The organism is Cellulosimicrobium sp. E-16 (genome assembly GCF_049913115.1).
Taxonomy (GTDB): Bacteria; Actinomycetota; Actinomycetes; order Actinomycetales; family Cellulomonadaceae; genus Cellulosimicrobium.
Genome location: NZ_CP183974.1, coordinates 2,299,361 through 2,321,512, shown reverse-complemented (window position 1 = coordinate 2,321,512; position 22,152 = coordinate 2,299,361). Strand labels below are relative to the sequence as shown.

20 protein-coding genes are annotated in these 22,152 nt (G+C 75.5%); all 20 read right to left on the bottom strand.

Annotated features, from left to right (window positions below):
• Positions 1 to 44: 44 nt before the first annotated feature.
• Positions 45 to 1,748, bottom strand: coding sequence for an RsmB/NOP family class I SAM-dependent RNA methyltransferase (locus ACN9MS_RS10310; RefSeq protein WP_426308548.1), 1,704 nt, complete (start codon positions 1,746 to 1,748; stop codon positions 45 to 47).
• Positions 1,745 to 2,698, bottom strand: a complete 954-nt coding sequence (fmt, locus tag ACN9MS_RS10305; protein ID WP_426308547.1) for a methionyl-tRNA formyltransferase — start codon at positions 2,696 to 2,698, stop codon at positions 1,745 to 1,747. The genes ACN9MS_RS10310 and fmt overlap by 4 nt, the downstream gene beginning before the upstream one ends.
• 81 nt (positions 2,699 to 2,779) lie before the next feature.
• Complete coding sequence (locus tag ACN9MS_RS10300; RefSeq protein WP_426308546.1) at positions 2,780 to 3,163, bottom strand: hypothetical protein; 384 nt, start codon at positions 3,161 to 3,163, stop codon at positions 2,780 to 2,782.
• Positions 3,160 to 3,834: an HAD family hydrolase gene (locus ACN9MS_RS10295; RefSeq protein ID WP_426308545.1), complete on the bottom strand. Its 675-nt coding sequence runs from the start codon at positions 3,832 to 3,834 to the stop codon at positions 3,160 to 3,162. The genes ACN9MS_RS10300 and ACN9MS_RS10295 overlap by 4 nt, the downstream gene beginning before the upstream one ends.
• The gene (locus ACN9MS_RS10290) at positions 3,831 to 6,185 is read right to left on the bottom strand and encodes a primosomal protein N' (RefSeq protein ID WP_426308544.1); all 2,355 of its coding nucleotides are present in this window, start codon (positions 6,183 to 6,185) and stop codon (positions 3,831 to 3,833) included. Before ACN9MS_RS10290 ends, ACN9MS_RS10295 begins: the two co-directional genes overlap by 4 nt.
• A 55-nt stretch (positions 6,186 to 6,240) precedes the next feature.
• The gene (metK, locus tag ACN9MS_RS10285; protein ID WP_426308543.1) at positions 6,241 to 7,437 is read right to left on the bottom strand and encodes a methionine adenosyltransferase; all 1,197 of its coding nucleotides are present in this window, start codon (positions 7,435 to 7,437) and stop codon (positions 6,241 to 6,243) included.
• A gap of 63 nt (positions 7,438 to 7,500) precedes the next feature.
• A complete protein-coding gene (gene coaBC, locus ACN9MS_RS10280) occupies positions 7,501 to 8,787 on the bottom strand; it encodes a bifunctional phosphopantothenoylcysteine decarboxylase/phosphopantothenate--cysteine ligase CoaBC (RefSeq protein WP_426308542.1) in 1,287 nt (428 codons plus the stop codon).
• Positions 8,788 to 8,894: 107 nt separating this feature from the next.
• Positions 8,895 to 9,173, bottom strand: coding sequence for a DNA-directed RNA polymerase subunit omega (gene rpoZ, locus ACN9MS_RS10275; RefSeq protein ID WP_047234226.1), 279 nt, complete (start codon positions 9,171 to 9,173; stop codon positions 8,895 to 8,897).
• Positions 9,174 to 9,347: 174 nt separating this feature from the next.
• Positions 9,348 to 10,010, bottom strand: a complete 663-nt coding sequence (gene gmk / locus ACN9MS_RS10270) for a guanylate kinase (RefSeq protein ID WP_426308541.1) — start codon at positions 10,008 to 10,010, stop codon at positions 9,348 to 9,350.
• A 61-nt stretch (positions 10,011 to 10,071) separates the two neighbouring features.
• Positions 10,072 to 10,383: an integration host factor, actinobacterial type gene (mihF, locus tag ACN9MS_RS10265; RefSeq protein WP_021482878.1), complete on the bottom strand. Its 312-nt coding sequence runs from the start codon at positions 10,381 to 10,383 to the stop codon at positions 10,072 to 10,074.
• A gap of 222 nt (positions 10,384 to 10,605) precedes the next feature.
• Positions 10,606 to 11,502, bottom strand: coding sequence for a tyrosine-protein phosphatase (locus ACN9MS_RS10260; RefSeq protein ID WP_426308540.1), 897 nt, complete (start codon positions 11,500 to 11,502; stop codon positions 10,606 to 10,608).
• Between the two features lie 129 nt (positions 11,503 to 11,631).
• Positions 11,632 to 12,501 (bottom strand): orotidine-5'-phosphate decarboxylase, encoded by an 870-nt coding sequence (gene pyrF / locus ACN9MS_RS10255; protein ID WP_426308539.1) that lies wholly within the window; start codon positions 12,499 to 12,501, stop codon positions 11,632 to 11,634.
• Entirely contained in the window at positions 12,498 to 15,860 is a 3,363-nt protein-coding gene (carB, locus tag ACN9MS_RS10250) for a carbamoyl-phosphate synthase large subunit (protein WP_426308538.1), read from the bottom strand. The genes pyrF and carB overlap by 4 nt, the downstream gene beginning before the upstream one ends.
• A gap of 2 nt (positions 15,861 to 15,862) precedes the next feature.
• The gene (gene carA / locus ACN9MS_RS10245) at positions 15,863 to 17,122 is read right to left on the bottom strand and encodes a glutamine-hydrolyzing carbamoyl-phosphate synthase small subunit (protein ID WP_426308537.1); all 1,260 of its coding nucleotides are present in this window, start codon (positions 17,120 to 17,122) and stop codon (positions 15,863 to 15,865) included.
• Positions 17,119 to 17,823 carry a hypothetical protein gene (locus ACN9MS_RS10240; protein ID WP_426308536.1) on the bottom strand — a complete coding sequence of 235 codons (705 nt, stop codon included), beginning with the start codon at positions 17,821 to 17,823 and terminating at the stop codon, positions 17,119 to 17,121. Before ACN9MS_RS10240 ends, carA begins: the two co-directional genes overlap by 4 nt.
• Positions 17,820 to 19,184, bottom strand: a complete 1,365-nt coding sequence (locus tag ACN9MS_RS10235) for a dihydroorotase (RefSeq protein ID WP_426308535.1) — start codon at positions 19,182 to 19,184, stop codon at positions 17,820 to 17,822. The genes ACN9MS_RS10240 and ACN9MS_RS10235 overlap by 4 nt, the downstream gene beginning before the upstream one ends.
• A complete protein-coding gene (locus tag ACN9MS_RS10230; RefSeq protein ID WP_426308534.1) occupies positions 19,181 to 20,275 on the bottom strand; it encodes an aspartate carbamoyltransferase catalytic subunit in 1,095 nt (364 codons plus the stop codon). The genes ACN9MS_RS10235 and ACN9MS_RS10230 overlap by 4 nt, the downstream gene beginning before the upstream one ends.
• The gene (pyrR, locus tag ACN9MS_RS10225) at positions 20,272 to 20,934 is read right to left on the bottom strand and encodes a bifunctional pyr operon transcriptional regulator/uracil phosphoribosyltransferase PyrR (protein WP_426308533.1); all 663 of its coding nucleotides are present in this window, start codon (positions 20,932 to 20,934) and stop codon (positions 20,272 to 20,274) included. Before pyrR ends, ACN9MS_RS10230 begins: the two co-directional genes overlap by 4 nt.
• Before the next feature lie 185 nt (positions 20,935 to 21,119).
• A complete protein-coding gene (nusB, locus tag ACN9MS_RS10220; protein WP_087472016.1) occupies positions 21,120 to 21,539 on the bottom strand; it encodes a transcription antitermination factor NusB in 420 nt (139 codons plus the stop codon).
• 48 nt (positions 21,540 to 21,587) lie between these two features.
• Positions 21,588 to 22,151, bottom strand: a complete 564-nt coding sequence (gene efp / locus ACN9MS_RS10215) for an elongation factor P (RefSeq protein ID WP_047234234.1) — start codon at positions 22,149 to 22,151, stop codon at positions 21,588 to 21,590.
• Position 22,152 lies beyond the last annotated feature (1 nt).

Genomic DNA, 22,152 nt, shown 5'->3' with positions numbered 1-22,152 from the left:
CCCAGCATGTCGAGATATGCCGACGCCCCCCGAGGGCCGCCCTCTCACACCGTCCGGCGCAGGAGCGTCAGGTGCATCGCGTCGGTGCCGTGGACGTGCGGCCAGAGCTGGACGTCCTGGCGGTCGCCGAGCTCGATCGTGTCGCGCGCCTCGGGGCGCACGACGTCGCGCACGACCGCCGGGGCGTCGAGGAGCTCGACGTCGTCGCGGCGGCGCAGCACGTCGGCGACGACGACCTGGGTCTCGGCGAGGTGGGGCGAGCACGTGACGTAGCCGACCACTCCCCCGGGCCGCACGGCGTCGAGCGCGGAGTCGAGGAGCTCGCGCTGGAGCCCGGTGAGGGTCGCGAGGTCGGCGGGCGTGCGCCGCCAGCGGGACTCGGGCCGGCGGCGCAGCGCCCCCAGGCCCGTGCAGGGGGCGTCGAGGAGCACCCGGTCGTAGGCGCCCGGCTCGTCCTGCCCGACGGCGCGCCCGTCGCCCGTGCGCACGGCCTCCACGGCGTCGGCCGGGACGGCGGCGAGGGCCTTCTCGACGAGGCGCGCGCGGTGCGGCTGGACCTCGTTGGCGACGAGGCGCGCGCCCCGCTCGGCCGCGAGCGCCGCGAGGAGCGCGGCCTTGCCCCCGGGGCCGGCGCACAGGTCGAGCCAGCGGGCGTCGTCGGTCCCGGCGAGCGGTGCCGCGGCGAGGGCGAGGGCGACGAGCTGGCTGCCCTCGTCCTGGACGCCGGCGCGGCCGTCGCGCACGGCGCCGAACGCGGCGGGGTCGCCGCCCTCGAGGCGCAGCGCGGTGGGGGCCCACCGGGAGGGCGTGACGCGGTCGTCGCCGTCGGCCAGCTCGTCGGGGTCGGCGAGGCCGGGGCGGGCGACGAGCGTGACGCGCGGGGCGTCGTTGTCGGCAGCGAGGAGCGCGTCGAGCTCGGCGACGGGGCGTCCGTTACCGGCGAGGGCGTCGCGCAGGGCGCGGGCGATCCAGACCGGGTGGCTCTGGGTGGCCGCGAGCGCCGCGAGGTCGTCGGGGGCGTCGTCGGCGATCGCGGTGAGCCAGTCGTCGAGGGTGGTGCGCGCGACGCGGCGCAGGACGGCGTTGACGAGCTGGGCGCTGCCGGCGCCGGTGCGCTCCCGGGCCAGTCCGACCGTCTCCGACACGGCGGCGTGCTGGGGCACGCGCATGCCGAGGAGCTGGTGGGTGCCGAGCCGCAGGACGTCGAGCACGGGCGGGTCGAGGCGATCGAGGGGTCGGTCGAGGCACAGCGCGAGGACGGCGTCGTAGCGACCGCGCAGGCGCAGGGTGCCGTAGGCGAGCTCGGTGGCGAACCCGGCGTCGCGGCCGCGGATGCCGCGCTCGCGCAGGAGGGGTGGCAGGACGAGGTTGGCGTAGGCGTCGGAGCCGTCGACCTGGCGCAGGACGTCGAACGCGACGGCGCGGGCCGGGTCGGTGCCCTTGCGGCGCTGGGAGGGCGCGTTCGAGCTGCGGGACGTCTCGCCGCGGGAGCGGGCGGCGCCGCGCTGACGGCCGCGGGCGTCGCGGCGCTCGTCGTCGCGGCGGTCCCGGCCGCCGTCCGCGGCGTTCGAACGGGTGTTCGAGCCGTTGCCGCGGGTCACTCCTGGAGCATTCGAACGCGCGTTCGATTCGCGCCCCTCACGCCGGGACCCGCTCGCCGAGCTGTTCGAACGTGCGTTCGACCCGGGGGTCGACGACCGGCGGTCCGCGTCCTCGCGGTCGCGGTCCGCGGGCGTGCCGCCGCTCATCGGACGACCTCCGCACCGAGAACGAGATCCTCGGGAAGGCGGGCCCCGCGGGCCCAGTCGGCGGCGGGCATCTGCTTCTTGCCGACGGGCGCGACGTCCCCGAGCTGGACGGCGTGCGTCGCGGTGCCGACGAGCACCTCCTTCTTCCCGGCCCGCACGTGCCCCGGGGCGAGGTCGGTGACGTCGGGGCGCGGCGTCACCGGGCCGAGCCCGAGGCGCGCGGGCGCGCCGTCGGGACCGGCGACCGTGGTCCAGGAGCCCGGCGCGGGGGTGCAGCCGCGCACGAGACGGTCGACGGCGAGCGCCGGGTGGTCCCACCGCACCTCCGCGTCGGCGGGCGTGAGCTTCGCGGCGTGGGAGACGCCGTCGGCGGGCTGGGGCTGCGGGCGCAGGGTCCCGTCCTCGAGCGCGTCGAGCGTCGCGACGAGCAGCCCCGCGCCGGACACGGCGAGGCGGCCCAGGAGGTCCCCGGCGGTGTCCCGCGGACGGATGGTCTCGGTCGTCGTGCCGAGCGTGGGGCCGGAGTCCAGGCCCTGCTCGATGAGGAACGTCGTGGCGCCGGTGACCTCGTCCCCGGCGATGATCGCGCGCTGCACGGGCGCGGCACCGCGCCAGGCCGGCAGGACGGAGAAGTGCAGGTTGACCCACCCGTGGCGCGGCACGGCGAGCACGTCGGGGCGCAGGATCTCCCCGTACGCGACGACGGGCGCCGCGTCGACGTCGAGCTCGGCCAGGCGCGCGAGGAAGTCCTCGCCGCGGGGGCGGTCGGTGATCACGGGGATCCCGGCCTCCTCGGCGCGCACGCGGACGGGGCTCGGCGTCAGGCGCCGTCCCCGGCCCGACGGCGCGTCGGCGCGCGTGAGGACGGCGACGACGTCGTGGCGGGAGTCGAGGAGGGCGTCGAGGGACGGGACCGCGGTATCCGGGGTCCCGGCGAACAGCAGGCGCATGGGCCCGATTCTAGGTCGCCCGGTCCGACGGCCGGCCCTCGGCCGGGCCGTCCGCGTGGCCCGCCACCTCGGACGCGACCGTCAGAACCGCAGATCGGCCGCGTTCGGGAACTCGGGGAACCGCGTGCCGTCGAGCGGCGCGAGCTCCAGGTAGCTCAGCACGTCCGCATCCACGAAGAGCAGCACGAGGGCACGGTCGACCCCCGCCTCCAGCACGACGCGCGGCGCCGCGGAGGTGGCCCGCACCTCCGGGACGCCGAGGTCGATCGTCGGGCACGCGCCGCACCCGCACGTCCCGACGACGCGCGTCGCGTCGACCTGCTCGAGCCAGCGGCGGCGGTCCTCGGCGTCCTGGCTCGGCGGGACGGGCTCGCCGCGCACCCCCTCCTGGACCATCCGGACGAGCACGTCCCGCTCGCGCGGGGTCAGGTGGCGCGAGGCGGCCTCGCGCCTGTCGGCGGTCATGACGCCTCGCGGCTCCGCGCCACGGGCACGCCAAGGTCGCGCAGGGCGGCGCGCAGGCCGGGGGTGCCGTCGAAGAGGTGGGTGCGCAGTCCGAGCCGGGCGGCGGCGTCGATGTTCGCGGCGCTGTCGTCGGTGAAGAGCGTGCGCGCCGGGTCGAGGCCGAAGCGCTCGACCGCGAGCGCGAAGATCGCGGGGTCCGGCTTGGCCAGGCCCTCGCGCCCGGAGACGAGCACGTCGTCCATGAGCGTCGTCGCGGGCGCGGCGGGCGCCGCGTGCGGGTAGAGCTCCGCGGACCAGTTGGTCAGGCCGTACAGGCGCAGCCCGAGGTCCCGCAGCTCGCGCACGAGCTCCTCCGAGCCCTCCACGGGCCCGGTGAGCGTCGCGGGGAACTCCGCGACGTAGCGGTCCAGGAGCGCCACGTGGTGCGGGTGGGAGGCCTCGACGGCGGCGCGCGCGTCCGCCCACGTGGCCCCCGCGTCGCGCTCGTGGTTGAGGACGCGGAAGTCGACGTCCGCGAAGAACGCGTCGACGACCTCACGGTCCAGCCCCGCGTAGGCGCCGTACGGGTCCCAGCCGACCAGGACGTTGCCGAAGTCGTACAGGACGGCGTCGATCGCGCGCGCAGGGGCACCTCCAGGGGTGCCGTCGGCCGTCGCGGCGTGGTGCGTCACAAGATCTCCTTCGGGTCGAGCTCCACCCGCACGCTACCCGGCTCGCGCCGCGCCGAGCGCACCGCGAGCGACGCGGCGAGCTCGCGCGCGAGCCGCCGGCCGTCGCGCACGGGCACGCGCACGACGGCGCGCACCGGTGGGGCGTCCAGCAGCCCCGGCCCTGCGCCGTCTCCGGCCCCAGCGCCCTTCGCCGTGCCCGGCAAAGGTCCCGGCCCCGTGCCGGGCGCACGCCCGCGCGGCGGAGGTGCGGGAACCTCCACTGGTCCGAGGACGGCATCGGGCCGCGCCAGCTCGACCCGCCCCAGCAGCGCCGCGACCGCCGGGCGGTCCCCCGTCACCGCCGCCACCCGCACGGCGGGCGGCAACGACAGCTCGGCCCGCTCGTCGAGCTCGCGGTCCGCGAGGAGCGCCGGGTCCCAGCGCACGAGCGCGTTCGTCGGAGCCGGGGCGGCGTCGCCGACGAGCAGCACCTGCCCGCCCGCCGTCGCCGGACGCACGAGCGCCGCCGCGGCGAGCCAGCGCGCGAGCGCGTCCTGTGCGACGTCGAGCCCGACGTGCGCGGTGCTCACGGCCGCGTCGAGCAGGAGCGCGGCCGCGTACCCGCCCTCGGCGACCGGCTCCGCGCCCGGCGTCGCCACGACGAGCGCCGGACGGGACGACACCGCGCCCAGCACCCCGCCCGCGGCGGCAGCGCCGGACACCTGCACCGGAACGCCCGCGAACGCGCGCCCCAGCTCCTCCGCCGTGCGCTGCGAACCGACCCGCACCGACCGCAGGCCCGTCCAGTGGCACTCCGCGCACGACCAGCCGCCCGCAAGCGCCCCGCACCACGCGCACTGCGGCGTGGCGCCCGCTCCCGACAGCGCGAGCGGGCCGTGGCACACCGTGCAGCGCGCCGGGGTGCGGCAGCGCCCGCACGCGACGACGGGCACGTACCCGGAACGGGGCACCTGCACCAGCACCGGACCCTGCTCGAGCGCGGAGCGTGCCGCGCGCCACGCCGCGGTCGGGATGCGGGCCGCGGCGCCCGGCCCCTCGGCCGCGAGCTCCACCGACGTCAGGGCCCGCACGCGCGGCGCCCGCGCCCGCACGACGTCGCGCGGCGCGGCCAGGTCGTGCGCCCAGCCCCGCGCGACGAGCGCCTGCGCCGCGACCGTGCGGCCGTGCGACCCGAGGAGGAACGCGGCCCCCTCCTGGTCGCTGCGCAGCGCGAGCACCTCGCGCGCGTGCGGGTAGGGCGCCCGCGGCTCGGCGAGCGTGTCCTCGCCGTCGTTCCAGCACACCACGAGGCCGAGGTCCGCGACCGGGGCGAACGCCGCCGCCCGGGTCCCCACGACGACGCGCGCCCGCCCGTGCAGCACCGCGAGGAACCCGCGGTACCGGGGGGCGGGGCCCTCGTCCGCGGTCAGGCGCACCACCTCGCCGCCGGTCGCCGCGTCCCACGCGGGCAGGCCCGCGGCGTCCAGGGCGGCGCACACCTGGTCGACGTCGCGCGCGTCCGGCACGACGACGAGCGCCCCCCGGCCGCCCGACCGCGCGGCGCGCACCGCCTCCGCGACCGCGGCGGCCCAGTGCGTCACGGGCAGGGGGTCCGCACCCCGTCGCGCCCCCCCGGCGCCACGCCCGCGCTCGACCGGCCCCGACCCCGGGTCAGGAGGGGCGGGCGGCGCGAGGCCGGGCAGCGCGGTCCACACGGCCCGCGGGGCACCCCCGCCCGCGACGTGCGCGAGGAACGCCGCGCCGGCACGGTACGGGGACCACACGGAGCCGCCGGACGCCGCCCCGGACCCTGCGGCCTGGGGCGCCGCGACGGGCGCCTCACCGGCCCCGACCCCGCCCACCGCCGCCGTGCCCCCGGTGGCGTCGTTCTCGGGTGCCGCGGCGACGGCGGCCGCGAGCGCCTGCTCGGCGCGCGCGTGCCGCGGGGGGACGGCGAGGCGGAGCACGTCCGACAGTGTGCCCGCGTAGTGGTCGGCGACCGAGCGCGCGAGCCGCGCGACGGCGGGCGAGAGCACCGGCTCGGGCGAGACGACACGGCGCAGCGGGAGCAGACGGCCGTCGTGGTCGGACCGCTCGGTCCGCGCCAGGACGTACCCGTCGACGTCACGGCCCGCGAACCGCACCTTGACCCGGACGCCAGGCTGCGCGTCGTCGGACATCGCCGCGGGCACGAGGTAGTCGAACGCGCGGTCCAGGTGCGGGGGCGCCAGGTCGAGCGCGAGGCGCGCGACGGGCAGGTGCGCGGCGACCTCCTGGGACGGTGCCGCGGCGGGGCGCCGCGGAGCGGGGGCCACGGAGACACCCGGCAGGGTGTCCTGCACCGCCTGCGACGTGTCCTCGGGCTCGCTCACGACGTCATCGAACCACGCGCCGCCGTCACGCCCGGGCGAGGCCCCGCCGGGCTCGTCACACCTGGGACTGCAGGTCCGCGACGCGGTCCGTGCGCTCCCACGTGAACTGCTCCAGCTCGCGCCCGAAGTGCCCGTACGCGGCCGTCGCGGCGTAGATGGGGCGCAGCAGGTCCAGGTCGCGGATGATCGCCGCGGGACGCAGGTCGAACACCTCGCGGATCGCGGCCGTGATGCGCTCGACCGGCACCTTCTCGGTGCCGAACGTCTCGACGTACAGGCCCACGGGGTGCGCCTTGCCGATCGCGTACGCGACCTGCACCTCGCAGCGGCGCGCGAGACCCGCGGCGACGACGTTCTTCGCGACCCAGCGCGTCGCGTACGCGGCGGAGCGGTCCACCTTCGACGGGTCCTTGCCGGAGAACGCGCCGCCGCCGTGGCGAGCCATGCCGCCGTAGGTGTCCACGATGATCTTGCGCCCGGTGAGGCCGGCGTCGCCCTGCGGCCCGCCGACGACGAACGTGCCCGTCGGGTTGACGAACAGGCGCGTCTCGCGCGTGTCGAGGTCCACTCCCGCGGCCTCCAGGACCGGTGCGACGACGTCGTCCGCGACGAGCCGGTGCAGCGCGTCCTGGCGCACGTCCGGGTCGTGCTGCGTCGACAGGACGACCGTGTCGAGCGTGACCGCACGGTCGCCGTCGTACCCGATGGTGACCTGCGTCTTGCCGTCCGGGCGCAGCCCCGGCACCGTCCCGTCGCGGCGCACGAGCGCGAGGCGCTCCGCGAGACGGTGCGCGAGCCAGACCGGCAGCGGCATCAGGCTCGGGGTGTCGTCGCTCGCGTACCCGAACATCAGGCCCTGGTCGCCCGCGCCCTGCGCGTCGAGGGGGTCGTGGTCGCGCTGGTCGTCGCGCCCCTCGAGGCTCTTGTCGACGCCCTGCGCGATGTCGGGCGACTGCTGCCCGATCGACACGGAGATGCCGCACGAGTCGGCGTCGAACCCGATCGCGGACGACGTGTACCCGATGCGGCGCACGACGTCGCGCACGATCTGCGGGATCTCGACGTACGCGTCGGTGGTCACCTCGCCCGCGACGTGGACGAGGCCCGTGGTGACCATCGTCTCGACCGCCACGCGGGACGTCGGGTCCTGCGCCAGGAGCGCGTCGAGGATGGAGTCGGAGATCTGGTCGCACACCTTGTCCGGGTGCCCCTCGGTGACGGACTCGGACGTGAACAGACGCAGATCAGCCATGCCGCACAGCCTACTGTCCCGAGGCGTGGGCGCGGGCATCCGGTAGGCGAGACGAGACGCGGGTCACTCGGCCCGTGAGACCCCGCCGTCCAGGGACCCGGCGGCCACCCGGCCCGCGACGACGTCCCACAGGGCGTCCGCCACCGCGCGCTTGGTGCCGCCCGCCGTCGCGACGATCTCGCCGGCCCCGTCGACGACGGTCACGTCGTTCGCGTCGACCCCGAACCCGAGCCCTTCGCCCACCGCGTTCACGACGAGCAGGTCCGCGCCCTTGCGGCGCGCCTTCGCCCGACCGTGGTCGAGCACCGAGCCGTCCGCGTCCCCCGTCTCGGCCGCGAAGCCCACCACGACCTGGCCCGCGCGCAGCCGGTCGTGCGCGAGCTCGGCGAGCACGTCCGGGTTCTCGACGAGCGCGATCGGCTCGGGACCGCGGCCCGGCACCTTCTTGATCTTCGCCCCGGGCGCGTGCGCCGGTCGGAAGTCCGCGACCGCCGCGGCCATCACGACGACGTCCGCCGAGGCCGCCGCTGCGCGCACCGCCTCGCGCAGCTGGGCCGTCGTCTCGACCGCGACCACGTCGTCCAGGTCGGCGCCCTGCACGAGCGCGGCGACGTCCGGGGCGAGGTTCGCCGCGACGAGCGTCACGTGGGCGCCCCGCGCCCGCGCCGACCGCGCCAGCTCGACCCCCTGCCGCCCGCTGGACCGGTTGCCGATGAAGCGGACCGGGTCGATCGGCTCGCGCGTGCCGCCCGCGGACACCACGACCCGTCGGCCCGCGAGGTCGCGCCCCGCAGCGGCGTCCTCGACGCGGGGGCCGTCGCCGGAGCCCTCCGCGACGGCCAGCGCGACGCGCGCGATCTCGTCCGGCTCGGGCAGGCGGCCCGGGCCCGTGTCGGCGCCCGTCAGGCGGCCCGACGCCGGCTCGATCACGTGCACGCCGCGCTCGCGCAGCGTCGCCACGTTCGCGCGCGTGGCCGGGTGCTCCCACATCTCGGTGTGCATCGCGGGCGCCATCACGACCGGGCAGCGCGCGGTGAGCAGCGTCGAGGTGAGCAGGTCGTCCGCCCGGCCCGAGGCCGCCCGCGCGAGCAGGTCCGCGGTCGCGGGCGCCACGACGACGAGGTCCGCACCCTGGCCCAGCGCGACGTGCGGCACGTGCTCGACGTCCTCGAACACCTGGTCCGTCGCCGGCTCGCCCGAGAGCGCCTCCCACGTCGGCGCGCCCACGAACCGCAGGGCCGACGCCGTGGGGACCACGCGCACCCGATGACCCTGCTCGCGCAGCAGCCGCAGCAGCAGCACGGCCTTGTACGCCGCGACCCCGCCGCTCACCCCGAGCACGATCCGCATGTCGCTCCTCCCGCCGGTCCCGCTCTTCTCCGCGCCCACCGGGGGGGGTGGACGGCCGTGGACGCACGAACGCCGCGCCCTCCTGCGGAGGTGCGCGGCGTACGGGCTCAGGCCTCGTCGGCCTCGTCGGGCTCGGCCTCGATCGTCAGCAGGCCCGCGTTGATCTCCCGCATCGCGATCGACAGCGGCTTCTCCTGGTTGCGCGTCTCGAGCAGCGGCCCGACGTTCTCCAGCAGACCCTCGCTGAGCTGCGAGTAGTACGCGTTGATCTGGCGCGCACGCTTGGCCGAGTAGATGACGAGCGCGTACTTCGAGTCGACGTGCTCCAGCAGGTCGTCGATCGGCGGGTCGGTGATGCCCTCGGGGGCGGCGACGGTTCCGGACACAGTTCGCTCCGTGGGTTCAAGGGTCTGTAGCGCGGCTACAGCTGGTCGATGGCGGCGGCGCGCCGACCGCTCCTCCGGGGCCGGGCGGGCGCGGCCCCGAGCAGTCGCCGGGTCCGCGGACCGGGCCTGCGGCCCACCGGGGAGCGGGCCCGCGCGCGGGCACCGCAGGACAGTCTACTCGCTGTGCCGTTCGGTGCGCTGCTCCGTGGGCCCGGACGGCGCGGGATCCGCCGCTCGCGCGGGGTCGCCCGTCCCGCCCTCGACGGGCCGGGGCTCGAGCCCCATGACGCGCACGAGCTCGTCCGTCGCGCGGTGCACCTCGTCGTTGACGATGACGTGGTCGAACTCCGACTCCGCCGCGAGCTCGACCCGCGCCGTCGTGAGCCGTCGCTCGCGCTCCTCCGCGTCCTCCGTGCCGCGGCCCACGAGCCGGCGCACCAGCTCGTCCCAGCTCGGCGGGGCGAGGAACACGAACCGCGCCTCGGGCATCGACGCGCGGACCTGGCGCGCGCCCTGGAGGTCGATCTCCAGGAGCGCCGGCACGCCCGCGGCGAGCTTCTCCTCGACCGCGCGCCGAGGCGTGCCGTAGCTGTTGCGACCGTGCACCACCGCCCACTCGAGCAGCTCGCGCTCCGCGACCATGCGGGCGAACTCGTCCGTCCCGACGAACAGGTAGTGCACCCCGTCCACCTCGCCCGGCCGCGGGTCGCGCGTCGTCGCCGACACGGACAGCCACACCTCCGGGTACCGGGCGCGGATGTCGGCCGACACCGTCCCCTTCCCGACGGCGGTCGGTCCGGCCAGGACGGTCAGACGGGCAGGGCTGGGTGAGACCACCGGCGCCGTCGCCCCCTCGGCGGGGACGGACGGCGTCGGCTCGGACGGGTGCGCGGAAATGTCAGCCAAACCTCTCGATGAGGGCCGCGGACTGGTGAGGACCGAGGCCGCGGACACGACGTGTCTCGGCGATCCCGATCTCCTCCATGATCGCCCGAGCCTTCACCTTACCCACGCCGGGCAGGGACTCCAGCAACGAGACCACCTTGAGCTTGCCGATCATGTCGTCCGTCTGCCCGCGCTCGATGACCTCCTTCAGGGAGCCCTGGGAGTACTTGAGCCTGTTCTTCACCTCGGCGCGCACGCGTCGGGCCTCTGCGGCCTTCTCGAGCGCCGCCGCGCGCTGTTCTGGGGTCAGGGGTGGAAGTGCCACGCAAGTCACCTACTCGTCGTCAGGCGGATGGGCCCACACAGTCGTCCCGGCGTGCCCCGACGAGGAGCCCTAATCGGGTGAATCACCCGGGCGACCTGCGCCGACGCACGGAGCCGACCCCTCGAAAGTAGCGAGCCTCGACCGATCGGGCAACGACTGGGCAGGGCGCGTCGCGCGCCGTCGGCGCGGCGAGGGGCGCCGTGAGGCGACCGAGCGTGACGCTCAGGACGCCACGAGTCGCGCGACGAGCGCGTCGCGCACGGCCGTCGTCACCCCGCACGCGACGAGGTAGCCGTCCACGCTCCCGTGCTCGCGGGCGGCGAGCTCCCACGCGCCCTCGAGGTACTCCGGCTCCACCGTGAGGACCGGGGCCAGGGCGTCCGGGGACAGGCCCGGGATGGGCGGCACGAGCGCGGCGAGGCCCCCCACGGCCGAGCGGCTCGCGAGGTACTCCGCCAGGCGGTCCTCCTCCCCGACGCCCGCGACGTACTGGGCGAGGGCGACCACCCATCCCGTGCGGTCCTTGCCCGCGGAGCAGTGCACGACCGCCGCCCCCTCCGACGACGCGACCTCGCCGAGCACGCGCCCGACCGTCGCGCGGATGCCCGGGTCCTGGACGAACGTCGCGTACACGCCGTGCATCATCCGGCGGGCGACCGCCGTCGGGTCGTCCGCCGCCAGCAGGCCGGCGATCAGCGCCGCGGGGTCGGCCGACGCTCCCCCGCCGTCGCCGCCCCCGGCCTGGAGGCCCCGCGCGGGGTCCATGCCGCGGCGCAGCACCCGGACGCCGCCCGGCACCGCGTCCGCCCCGTCGCGCTCGAGCTCGTCGTCACCGCGCAGGTCCAGCACCGTCGTCACCCCCAGGTCGGAGAGCGCCGCCTGGCCCGCCGGGGTCAGGCGCGACAGGCTCGCCGTCCGCAGCAGCACGCCGGTGCGCAGGGGCTCGTCGTGACCGGCCGGGACCGCCCGGCCTCCGACGTCGCGCGCGTTCCACGTGCCCGGGACGTCCAGCGCGCCCGGCACCGCTCCGCCGTCGGGTGCGGGGGCGGCGGCCGCCGCCTCCGTGGGCGTGCCGGAGGCGTTCGGGTCCGCGTCGCGGGAGGTGTCGTGGGAGGTCATGGGCGCAGTCTCGCACGGCACGACGGCGGCGAGGGCGGTCCCGACACGACGACGACGCCCATGACCTGCGACAGGACGGCGACGGGGCCGGCACCCGTAGGTGCCGGCCCCGTCGCCCGGGCGGGTGCCTCAGCCGCGCAGGGCCTGTGCCGCCTCGTCCGTGGCCGCGCGCGCCGCGGCGCGCAGCGCGTCGACGTCCGGCCCCGCGCGCAGGACGCCGCGCGAGGAGGACGCGAGCACCTGGTGGCGTGCGTCCCCGAACACGGCCGCGAGCTCGGCCGCTCCAGCGCCCTGCGCACCCACGCCGGGGGCCAGGAGCGGTCCGCGCACCGCCGCGAGGTCCGTGCCGGTGCGGGCCGCGGCGTCGGCGATGGTCGCGCCGACGACGAGGCCGACCGGGCCCAGCGCGTCGCCCGACGCCACCACGGGCTCGTTGACCCGCGCGGCCTCGCGCGCCACGTGCGCCGCGACCGACTCCACGCCGGCGCCCGCGCCGCGGCGCGCGTGCTGCACCTCCGCCCCCTCGGGGTTCGAGGTGAGGCAGAGCACGAACAGCCCGCGGCCGGTCTCCAGCGCGGCGTCGACCGCGGGCTGGAGCGAGCCGAAGCCGAGGTACGGCGAGACCGTCAGCGCGTCCGCCGCCAGCGGGGAGCCGTCGCGCAGGTACGCGTCGGCGTAGGCGGCCATGGTCGAGCCGATGTCGCCGCGCTTGGCGTCCATGACCGCGAGCGTGCCCGCCGCACGGGCCGCCGCGAGGACCTCCTCGAGCGCCGCCACGCCGCGCGACCCGTGCCGCTCGAAGAACGCCGACTGCGGCTTCACCGCCGCCACGCGCCCGCCGACCGCCTCGACGACCCGCAGCCCGAACTCGCGCAGCCCGGAGGCGTCGTCGGTCAGGCCCCAGTCCGCGAGCAGTCCCGGGTGCGGGTCGATGCCCACGCACAGGGGACCGTGGTCGTCCAGAGCGGCCGCGAGGCGCGCGCCGAATCCCGCGCTCACGCGCCGACCCGCTCGGCCGGGAGGACGACTCCCGCGGTCAGGCCCTCGCCCGCCATGTGCTCCTGGAGGCTGGCCACCGCGAACGGTCCCGCCAGGACCGCCTCGATGCCCTGCACCGCCGCGGCGAGCTGGTCGACCGTCGTCGCGATCGGCTTGTCGGCCGCCGTCGTCGCCGCACGGATCTCGTAGCCGTCGGCCCGCGCGCCCTGGCCGGACGGGGTGTTGATGACCATGTCCACCTCGCCGGCCGTGATGAGGTCGACGATCGTCGGCTCGCCGTCGGCGCCGCGGCCCGCGGAGAACTTGCGCACCACGCGCGACGCGATGCCGTTGCGGCGCAGCACGCTCGACGTGCCGTCCGTCGCGAGGATCTCGAAGCCGAGCTCCGCGAGACGCTTGACCGGGAAGACGATCGAGCGCTTGTCGCGGTCGGCGACGGAGACGAACACGCGGCCCGACGTCGGCAGCCCGCCGAACGCGGCAGCCTGCGACTTGGCGAACGCGTGCGGGAAGTCGCGGTCGAAGCCCATGACCTCGCCCGTCGAGCGCATCTCCGGGCCGAGCACCGTGTCCACGACGACGCCGTCCGCGGTGCGGAAGCGCTTGAAGGGCAGGACCGCCTCCTTGACCGCGATCGGCGCGTCGAGCGGCAGGGTGCCGCCGTCGCCCTCGGCGGGCAGGACGCCCGCCGCCCGCAGCTCGGCGATCGACTCGCCCGTCATGACGCGCGCCGCGGCCTTCGCGAGGGACGTGCCCGTCGCCTTGGAGACGAACGGCACCGTGCGCGACGCGCGCGGGTTGGCCTCAAGGACGTACAGCACGTCGGAGACGAGCGCGTACTGGACGTTGAGGAGGCCGCGCACCCCGACGCCCTTCGCGATGGCCTCGGTCGAGCGGCGGATGCGCTCGATCTCCTGCTCCGAGAGCGACACGGGCGGCAGGACGCACGCCGAGTCGCCGGAGTGGATGCCCGCCTCCTCGATGTGCTCCATCACGCCGCCGAGGAAGAGCTCGGTGCCGTCGTAGAGCGCGTCGACGTCGATCTCCATCGCGTCGTCGAGGAAGCGGTCGATGAGCAGCGGCGCGGGCAGCGTCCCGGCCGTGCGGTCCTCGGCGGCGGCCGCGACGAGCGCGCGCTCGACGTAGCCCGTGAGCTGCTCGGCGGAGTAGACGATCTCCATGCCGCGCCCGCCGAGCACGTAGGACGGGCGCACGAGCACCGGGTACCCGATGCCGGCCGCGACGTCCTTCGCCTCGTCGAGCGAGCGCGCCGTGCCGAACGCCGGGGCGGGCAGGCCCGCCTCGACGAGCACGCGGCCGAACTCGCCGCGGTCCTCCGCGGCGTCGATCGCCTCGGGGCTCGTGCCGAGGATCGGCAGGCCCGCGTCGGCGAGGCGCTGCGCGAGCGCGAGCGGCGTCTGCCCGCCGAGCTGGACGATGATGCCCTTGACCGGCCCGGCGGCGAGCTCGGCCTGGTAGACCTCGAGCACGTCCTCGAACGTCAGCGGCTCGAAGTACAGGCGGTCGGACGTGTCGTAGTCGGTCGAGACCGTCTCCGGGTTGCAGTTGACCATGACCGTCTCGTAGCGCTCGCGCAGCGTGAGGGCCGCGTGCACGCACGAGTAGTCGAACTCGATGCCCTGGCCGATGCGGTTCGGGCCCGAGCCGAGGATGATCACGGCCTCGCGCTCGCGCGGGGCGACCTCGGTCTCCAGGTCGTACGACGAGTAGTGGTACGGCGTGCGGGCGGCGAACTCGGCCGCGCACGTGTCGACCGTCTTGTAGACGGGCCGGACGCCGAGCGCGTAGCGGACCTCGCGCACCGTCGCCTCGCCCGCCGGACCCATGCCGCGCAGGCGCGCGACCTGCGCGTCGGACAGACCGTGCTTCTTCGCCTCGCGCAGCACGTCCTCCGTGAGCGCGGGCGCGTCGGCGACGGCCGCCGCGACCTCGTTGACCAGCTGGATCTGGTCGAGGTACCACGGGTCGATCTTGGTGGCCTCGAACACCTGCTCGACGCTCGCGCCGGCGCGCAGCGCCTGCTGGACGCCGATGATGCGGTTCTCCGTGGGGCGCGCGATGCGCACGAGGAGCTCGTCGAGGTCCGCGCCCGAGACGGGCTCGCCGTCCCAGTGGAACACCGAGCCGCCCTTGTCGATCGAGCGCAGCGCCTTGCCGAGCGCCTCGGTGAAGTTGCGCCCGAGCGCCATGGCCTCGCCGACGGACTTCATGGTCGTCGTCAGCGTCGGGTCGGCGGCCGGGAACTTCTCGAACGCGAAGCGCGGCACCTTGACGACGACGTAGTCGAGCGTGGGCTCGAACGAGGCCGGGGTGACCTGCGTGATGTCGTTGGGGATCTCGTCGAGCGTGTAGCCGACGGCGAGCTTCGCGGCGATCTTGGCGATGGGGAACCCGGTCGCCTTGGACGCGAGCGCGGACGAGCGCGAGACGCGGGGGTTCATCTCGATGACGATGACGCGGCCCGTGTCCGGGTCGACGGCGAACTGGATGTTGCAGCCGCCCGTGTCGACCCCGACCTCGCGGATGACGGCGATGCCGATGTCGCGCAGCTTCTGGTACTCGCGGTCCGTGAGCGTCAGCGACGGCGCGACCGTGATCGAGTCGCCCGTGTGCACGCCGACGGGGTCGACGTTCTCGATGGAGCACACGACCACGACGTTGTCGTGCTTGTCGCGCATGAGCTCGAGCTCGTACTCCTTCCAGCCGAGGATCGACTCCTCGAGGAGCACCTCCGTCACCGGGGAGTAGTGCAGGCCCTGCCCGACGATGCGGCGCAGCTCCTCCTCGTCGTACGCGAAACCCGAGCCGAGGCCGCCCATCGTGAAGGACGGGCGCACGACCATCGGGTAGCCGAGGTCGCCCGCGGCCGCGATCGCCTCGTCGACCGTGTGCACAATGACCGAGCGAGCCGACTCGCCGCCGCACTTCTCGACGACGTCCTTGAACTGCTGGCGGTCCTCGCCCTTCTGGATCGCCTCGATGTTCGCGCCGATGAGCTCGACCCCGTACTCGGCGAGGACGCCCGCCTCGTCGAGCGCGATCGCCGCGTTGAGCGCGGTCTGCCCGCCGAGCGTGGGCAGGAGCGCGTCAGGGCGCTCCTTGGCGATGATCGAGGTGAGCACCTCGGTCGTGATCGGCTCGACGTACGTCGCGTCGGCGAACTCGGGGTCGGTCATGATCGTGGCCGGGTTCGAGTTCACGAGGACGACCCGCAGGCCCTCCTCCTTGAGCACGCGGCACGCCTGGGTACCGGAGTAGTCGAACTCGCACGCCTGGCCGATGACGATCGGGCCGGACCCGATGACCAGGACGCTGGAGATGTCGGTTCTGCGAGGCACGGTCAGCTCTCCTTGGTGTTCTGGTCGGCAGCTGCGGAGCTCTGGGCGCGTCGGGACGCCATGAGCTCGACGAAGCGGTCGAAGAGGTACGCGGCGTCGTGGGGGCCGGCCGCGGCCTCGGGGTGGTACTGGACGGAGAAGGCGGGCAGGTCGAGGCACTCGAGCCCCTCGACCACCTGGTCGTTGAGCCCGACGTGGGACACGACGACGCGCCCGTAGCGGCCGCCGTCGTGCGGGGCGACGGACTCGCCGTCGAGCGGCGCGTCCACGGCGAACCCGTGGTTGTGCGCGGTCACCTCGACCTTGCCGGTGCGGCGGTCCATGACGGGCTGGTTGATGCCGCGGTGGCCGTACGCGAGCTTGTACGTGCCGTAGCCGAGGGCGCGCCCGAGGATCTGGTTGCCGAAGCAGATGCCGAAGAACGGGGTGCCGCGGTCCAGGACGGCGCGCAGCAGCTCGACCTCGTGCGTCGCCGCCCCGGGGTCGCCGGGGCCGTTGGAGAAGAACACGCCGTCGGGCGCGAAGGCCTCGACGTCCTCGATCGTCGAGGCGGCCGGGACCACGTGCACGCGCACGCCGCGCTGGGCGAGGCGCTGCGGCGTCATGGACTTGATGCCGAGGTCGACGGCGACGACCGTCGCGACGGGCGCGCCGTCGGGCGTCGTGCCCTCGAAGGGCTCGACGACGTACGCCTCGTCGGTGCTCACCTCGCGCGCGAGGTCGGCGCCAGCCATCGCGGGCGCGGCCTGCACCTCGGCGACGAGGTCCTCGACGGTGCGCGGGTAGCCGTCGCGCACGAGCGCGTCGCCCGAGAAGATGCCGGCGCGCATCACGCCGAGCTCGCGCAGGTGGCGCGTCAGAGCGCGCGTGTCGACGTCGCTGATGCCGACGATCCCCTGCGCGGCGAGCTCCTCGTCCAGGGTGCGCTGCGCGCGCCAGCTCGAGGCCCGGCGGGCGGCGTCGCGCACGACGTACCCGGCGACCCAGATCTTGCCGGACTCGGGGTCCTCGTCGTTGACTCCCGTGTTCCCGATGTGGGGGGCCGTCATGACGACGATCTGGCGGTGGTAGGAGGGGTCGGTGAGCGTCTCCTGGTAGCCGGTCATGCCGGTGTTGAAGACGATCTCGCCGACCGTGGTGCCGCGCGCGCCGTACGCGCGCCCGGTCTGCACGGTGCCGTCCTCGAGGACGATCAGGGCCCGGTCGGCGGGCGGTGCGGTGGCGGAGACCTGGGTGGTCGCTGTGTTCACTGAGGCGGTCACGGTGCTTCCTCGTCGTTCTCGTCGGTGCCGGGTGTCGCGCTCTCGCGCGTCGGCGCCGGGCCTGCGGGGTCTGCGGGGGCGGCGCCGCTCGGCGCCCCGGGTCGTCGCTCGTACGAGCCGTCGTCGGCGGGTTCTCCGCGGTCGGCGGCTGCTCGTCCGGCGAGACCCTGGACGGCCTCCAGGAGGCGTGCGACGTCGTGGTCGTGGCGGGGCAGGAGGCCGGTGTCGAGCCGGACCTCAGGGTTCGCCGGAGCCTCGGGCGCGTCAGCCGGGACGGGCTTGGCGGGCACGGTCCACGTCACGACGACGATGGCCTCCTTGCCGACGAACTTGCCGGCCATGCCGGGCGTGAGGGCCGCGCCCCCGACCGCCGCGGCGGGCACCCACACGTCCGGGGCGCCGCTGCGCGCGACGTACAGTCCGCCGTCGTGCACGGTGACCTGGGCCTGGGACCGGTCGCCGAGCCCGTGGGCTCCGACGCGGGCGAGCCAGTCGCCCGCGAGCGTGCTGGACACGTAGAGCGCGTCGAGCGGACCGAGCACCACGGCGCCCCGCGCCGCCTCGGCGGGCACCGCCGGGGGCGTCGGGACGACGCCGGCCGACCGGCGCACGAGGCGGCGGCGGCCGACGAGGACGAGCGTCAGGAGGACGACGCCGAGGACGACCCAGATACCGACCGCGACGGGCTGAGGCAGGTTCACGCCCGCACCCCCTGCGTGCCGGCACCCGCCGGGACGGGGGTGCCGTCGAGCACCGTGGCGCGCCCGCGCAGGAACGTCGCGACGACGGCGCCGGGCAGCTCGCGGCCCTGGAACGGGGTGTTGGTGCTCGCCGTGACCTGTCCCCCGCCGTCGACGACGCGGCGCGCGGCCGGGTCCACGAGCGTGACGTTCGCGGGCTCGCCGACCTCGAGCGGACGCCCCTGGGCGCGCTCGCCGGTGTCGATCCGACCGATGCGCGCGGGCGCGCCGGACAGCACGCGCGCGACGTCGGCCCACGTCATGCGTCCGGTGTCGACCATGGTCTGCTGCACGACGCTCAGCGCCGTCTCGAGGCCCGTCATGCCGAACGCGGCCGCGGCCCACTCGCAGTCCTTGTCCTCGCGCGCGTGCGGCGCGTGGTCGGTCGCGACGATGTCGATCGTCCCGTCCGCGAGGCCTTCGCGCACCGCCTCGACGTCCGCGGCGGTGCGCAGCGGCGGGTTGACCTTGAAGGTCGGGTCGTATCCGCGCGCGAGGTCGTCGGTGAGGACGAGGTGGTGGGGCGTGACCTCGGCGGTCACGTCGATGCCGCGGCCCTTGGCCCAGCGCACGATCTCGACCGAGCCCGCGGTCGACAGGTGGCACACGTGCAGGCGCGAGCCCACGTGCTCCGCGAGGAGCACGTCGCGCGCGATGATCGCCTCCTCGGCGACCGCCGGCCACCCCGCGAGGCCCAGCTCGGCCGAGACGACGCCCTCGTTCATCTGGGCGCCCTCGGTGAGGCGCGGCTCCTGCGCGTGCTGGGCGACGACGCCGTCGAACGCCTTGACGTACTCGAGCGCCCGGCGCATGAGGATCGGGTCGTCGACGCACTTGCCGTCGTCCGAGAACACGCGCACGCGCGCCGCCGAGTCGGCCATGGCCCCGAGCTCCGCGAGCTGCTGGCCCGCGAGCCCGACGGAGACCGCCCCGACCGGGTGCACGTCGACCCAGCCGGCGTCGCGACCGAGGCGCCACACTTGCTCGACGACACCGGCCGTGTCCGCGACGGGCGTCGTGTTGGCCATGGCGTGGACGGCCGTGAACCCGCCCGCCGCGGCGGCACGCGTGCCGGACTCGATCGTCTCGGCGTCCTCGCGGCCCGGCTCGCGCAGGTGGGTGTGCAGGTCGACCAGGCCGGGGAGCGCCACGAGGCCGGTCGCGTCGACGACGACGGTCTCGCCGTCCCCGGACCCGGCGCGCGCGGCGCCGACCGGCGCGATCTCGGCGATGACGCCGCCGGAGAGGACGAGGTCGACGGGTTCGCCGCCCAGCGGGCGCGCGCCGCGCAGGACGTACGTGGTGGTTGCGGCGCTGCTCACGAGGCGGGGACCCTTTCGACGGCGGGGACGGGCTGGGCGGGCGACAGCGGCGCGGCCGCCGCCGGGGCGGCGTCGGTCTCGTCGCTGCCCGCGAGGAGGAGGTAGAGCACGGCCATGCGCACGGCGACGCCGTTCGCGACCTGCTCGACGATCACCGCGCGGGGCGAGTCCGCCGCCTGCGCGGAGATCTCGAGCCCGCGGTTCATCGGGCCGGGGTGCATGACGATCGCGTGCTCGGCCAGGAGGCCGAGGCGCCGCGCGTCGAGCCCGTACTTGCGGCTGTACTCGAGCGGGTTGGGGAAGAACGCTCCCCCGCCGGCGCCCGAGCCGCTCATGCGCTCGCGCTGCACGCGCAGCATCATCACGGCGTCGGGGCCGCCGTTCGCGGTGTCGCCCGCGAGGGCCCCGTCGAGGTCGTAGGAGACCTCGCACGGCCACGTCTGGACGCCGACCGGCAGGAGCGTGGGCGGCGCGACGAGCGTCACGCGCGCGCCGAGCGTGTGCAGCAGGTGCACGTTCGAGCGCGCGACGCGCGAGTGCAGCACGTCGCCGACGATCGCCACGTGCCGCCCATCGAGGCCCGCGCCGCGCGCGGCCGCGTCGTCCGGCCCGCTCGCGCCGGGGGCGGTGAGCCCCGTCCCGGAGAGGTGGCGGCGCAGCGTGTACGCGTCGAGCAGCGCCTGCGTCGGGTGCTGGTGCGTGCCGTCCCCCGCGTTGAGGACCGCGGCGTCGAGCCAGCCCGCGTGGGCGAGCAGGTGCGGGGCCCCGGAGGCCTGGTGCCGGACGACGACCGCGTCCGCGCCCATCGCCTGGAGGGTCAGCGCGGTGTCCTTGAGCGACTCGCCCTTGGACACGCTCGAGCCCTTGGCGGAGAAGTTGATGACGTCCGCCGACAAGCGCTTGGCGGCCGTCTCGAAGGAGATGCGGGTACGCGTCGAGTCCTCGTAGAAGAGGTTGACGACCGTGCGGCCGCGCAGCGTGGGGAGCTTCTTGATCTCGCGTGCCTGCGTCGCGGCCATCTGCGCCGCCGTGTCGAGGATGCGCACGGCGTCGGTGCGCGCGAGGTCCTGGGTGGACAGCAGGTGCCTCATGCGCCGGCCTCCGTCCCGGCGGCGGCCGAGCGGATGACGACCGCGTCCGCCGGGGCGTCCGCGTCCGCGGGCACGCCGTCGACCTCGGCGAGGCGCACGCTGACGCGCTCGGACGTCGAGGTCGGCAGGTTCTTGCCCACGAAGTCGGGGCGGATCGGCAGCTCGCGGTGGCCGCGGTCGACGAGCGCGGCGAGCTGCACGGCGCGCGGGCGGCCGAGGTCGCTGATCGCGTCGAGCGCGGCGCGGATGGTGCGCCCGGAGTACAGGACGTCGTCGACGAGGACCACGACCTTGCCGTCGATGCCCGACGCGGGCAGGCGCGTCGCGCCGATGGTGCGCGTCGGGTGCCGGTGGAGGTCGTCGCGGTACATCGTCACGTCGAGCTCGCCGACGATCGCGTGGGGGTCGGGTGCGCCGTCGGCGGGCGACCCCTCGATCGCGGCGAGGCGCTCGGCGAGCCGCGTCGCGAGCGGGACGCCGCGCGTCGGGATCCCGAGGAGGACGAGGTCGTGGGCCCCCTTGTTGCGCTCCACGATCTCGTGGGCGATGCGCGTCAGCGCGCGGGAGATGTCGGCGGCCGTCAGGACGACGGTCCCGGCCTCGGGCGTCGTCTCCGGGGTCGATGGGGATGGTGTGGGCACAGCAGCGCCAGAGCTCATGTCCGGCGACCTCCTTCCCCGCCTCACGGGACGGGCCTTAAAGGATGTCTGACGGTCACCCACCCTACCGCCGCGCGTCCCGGCGGCGGGTACGCGTCCCGCCGGATAAGACGCGGCGTCGGTCACACCCGTGACCGACGCCGCGTCGAGGGGTCGTGCCGGCCCGCTGCGGGGCCGTGGAGCGCTCAGGCCGTGATCGTCGGCTTCATCTCGACGATGCGTGCGAGCAGCCCGTTGACGAACGACGGCGAGTCGTCGGTCGACAGGGAGCGCGCGAGGTCGACGGCCTCGTCGATCGCGACGACGTCCGGGACGTCGTCGTTGAAGAGGATCTCCCACCCGCCGATGCGCAGCAGGGCCCGGTCGACCGCCGGCATCCGCTCGAGCGTCCACCCGTGGGAGTACGTCTCGATCAGCTCGTCGATGCGGTCGCGGTGCGCGAGCACGCCCTCGACGATGTCGACCGCGTACTGCGGCAGGGCGGTCTGCGCGGTGCCGGGGTCGGCGACGCGCTCCGCGAGGAGGGTCGTCGGGTCCACCTGACGCTGCTCCGCCTCGAAGAGGACGTCGAGCGCGCGCTTGCGCGCCTTGGTGCGTGCGGCCATGGTGATCGGCTGTCTCTCGTTGCTCTCGGCGGCTCTGCGGGTACCTGGTCAGTCGTTCACGCGGCCGAGGTACGAGCCGTCGCGCGTGTCGACCTTGACCTTGGTGCCCTGCTCGAGGAAGAGCGGGACCTGGATCTGCGCGCCCGTCTCGAGCGTCGCCGGCTTGGTGCCTCCCGTGGAGCGGTCGCCCTGGAGGCCGGGCTCGGTGTACGTGATCTCGAGGACGACCGAGGCCGGGAGCTCGATGTAGAGCGGCTGACCGTCGTTGGACGCGATGAGCACGTTCTGGTTCTCGAGCATGTAGTCCTTGGCGTCGCCCACGATCTCGGGCGAGACCGTGATCTGGTCGTACGTCGAGGTGTCCATGAACACGTAGTCCGCGCCGTCCTGGTACAGGTACTGGAAGTCGCGGCGGTCGACGTTGGCCGTCTCGATCTTGAGGCCGGCGTTGAACGTCTTGTCGATCGTCTTGCCCGTCATGACGTTCTTGATCTTGGTGCGGACGAACGCGCCACCCTTGCCGGGCTTGACGTGCTGGAACTCGATCACGGTCCACAGCTGGCCGTCGAGTCGCAGCACGGTGCCGTTCTTGATGTCGTTGGTGGTCGCCACG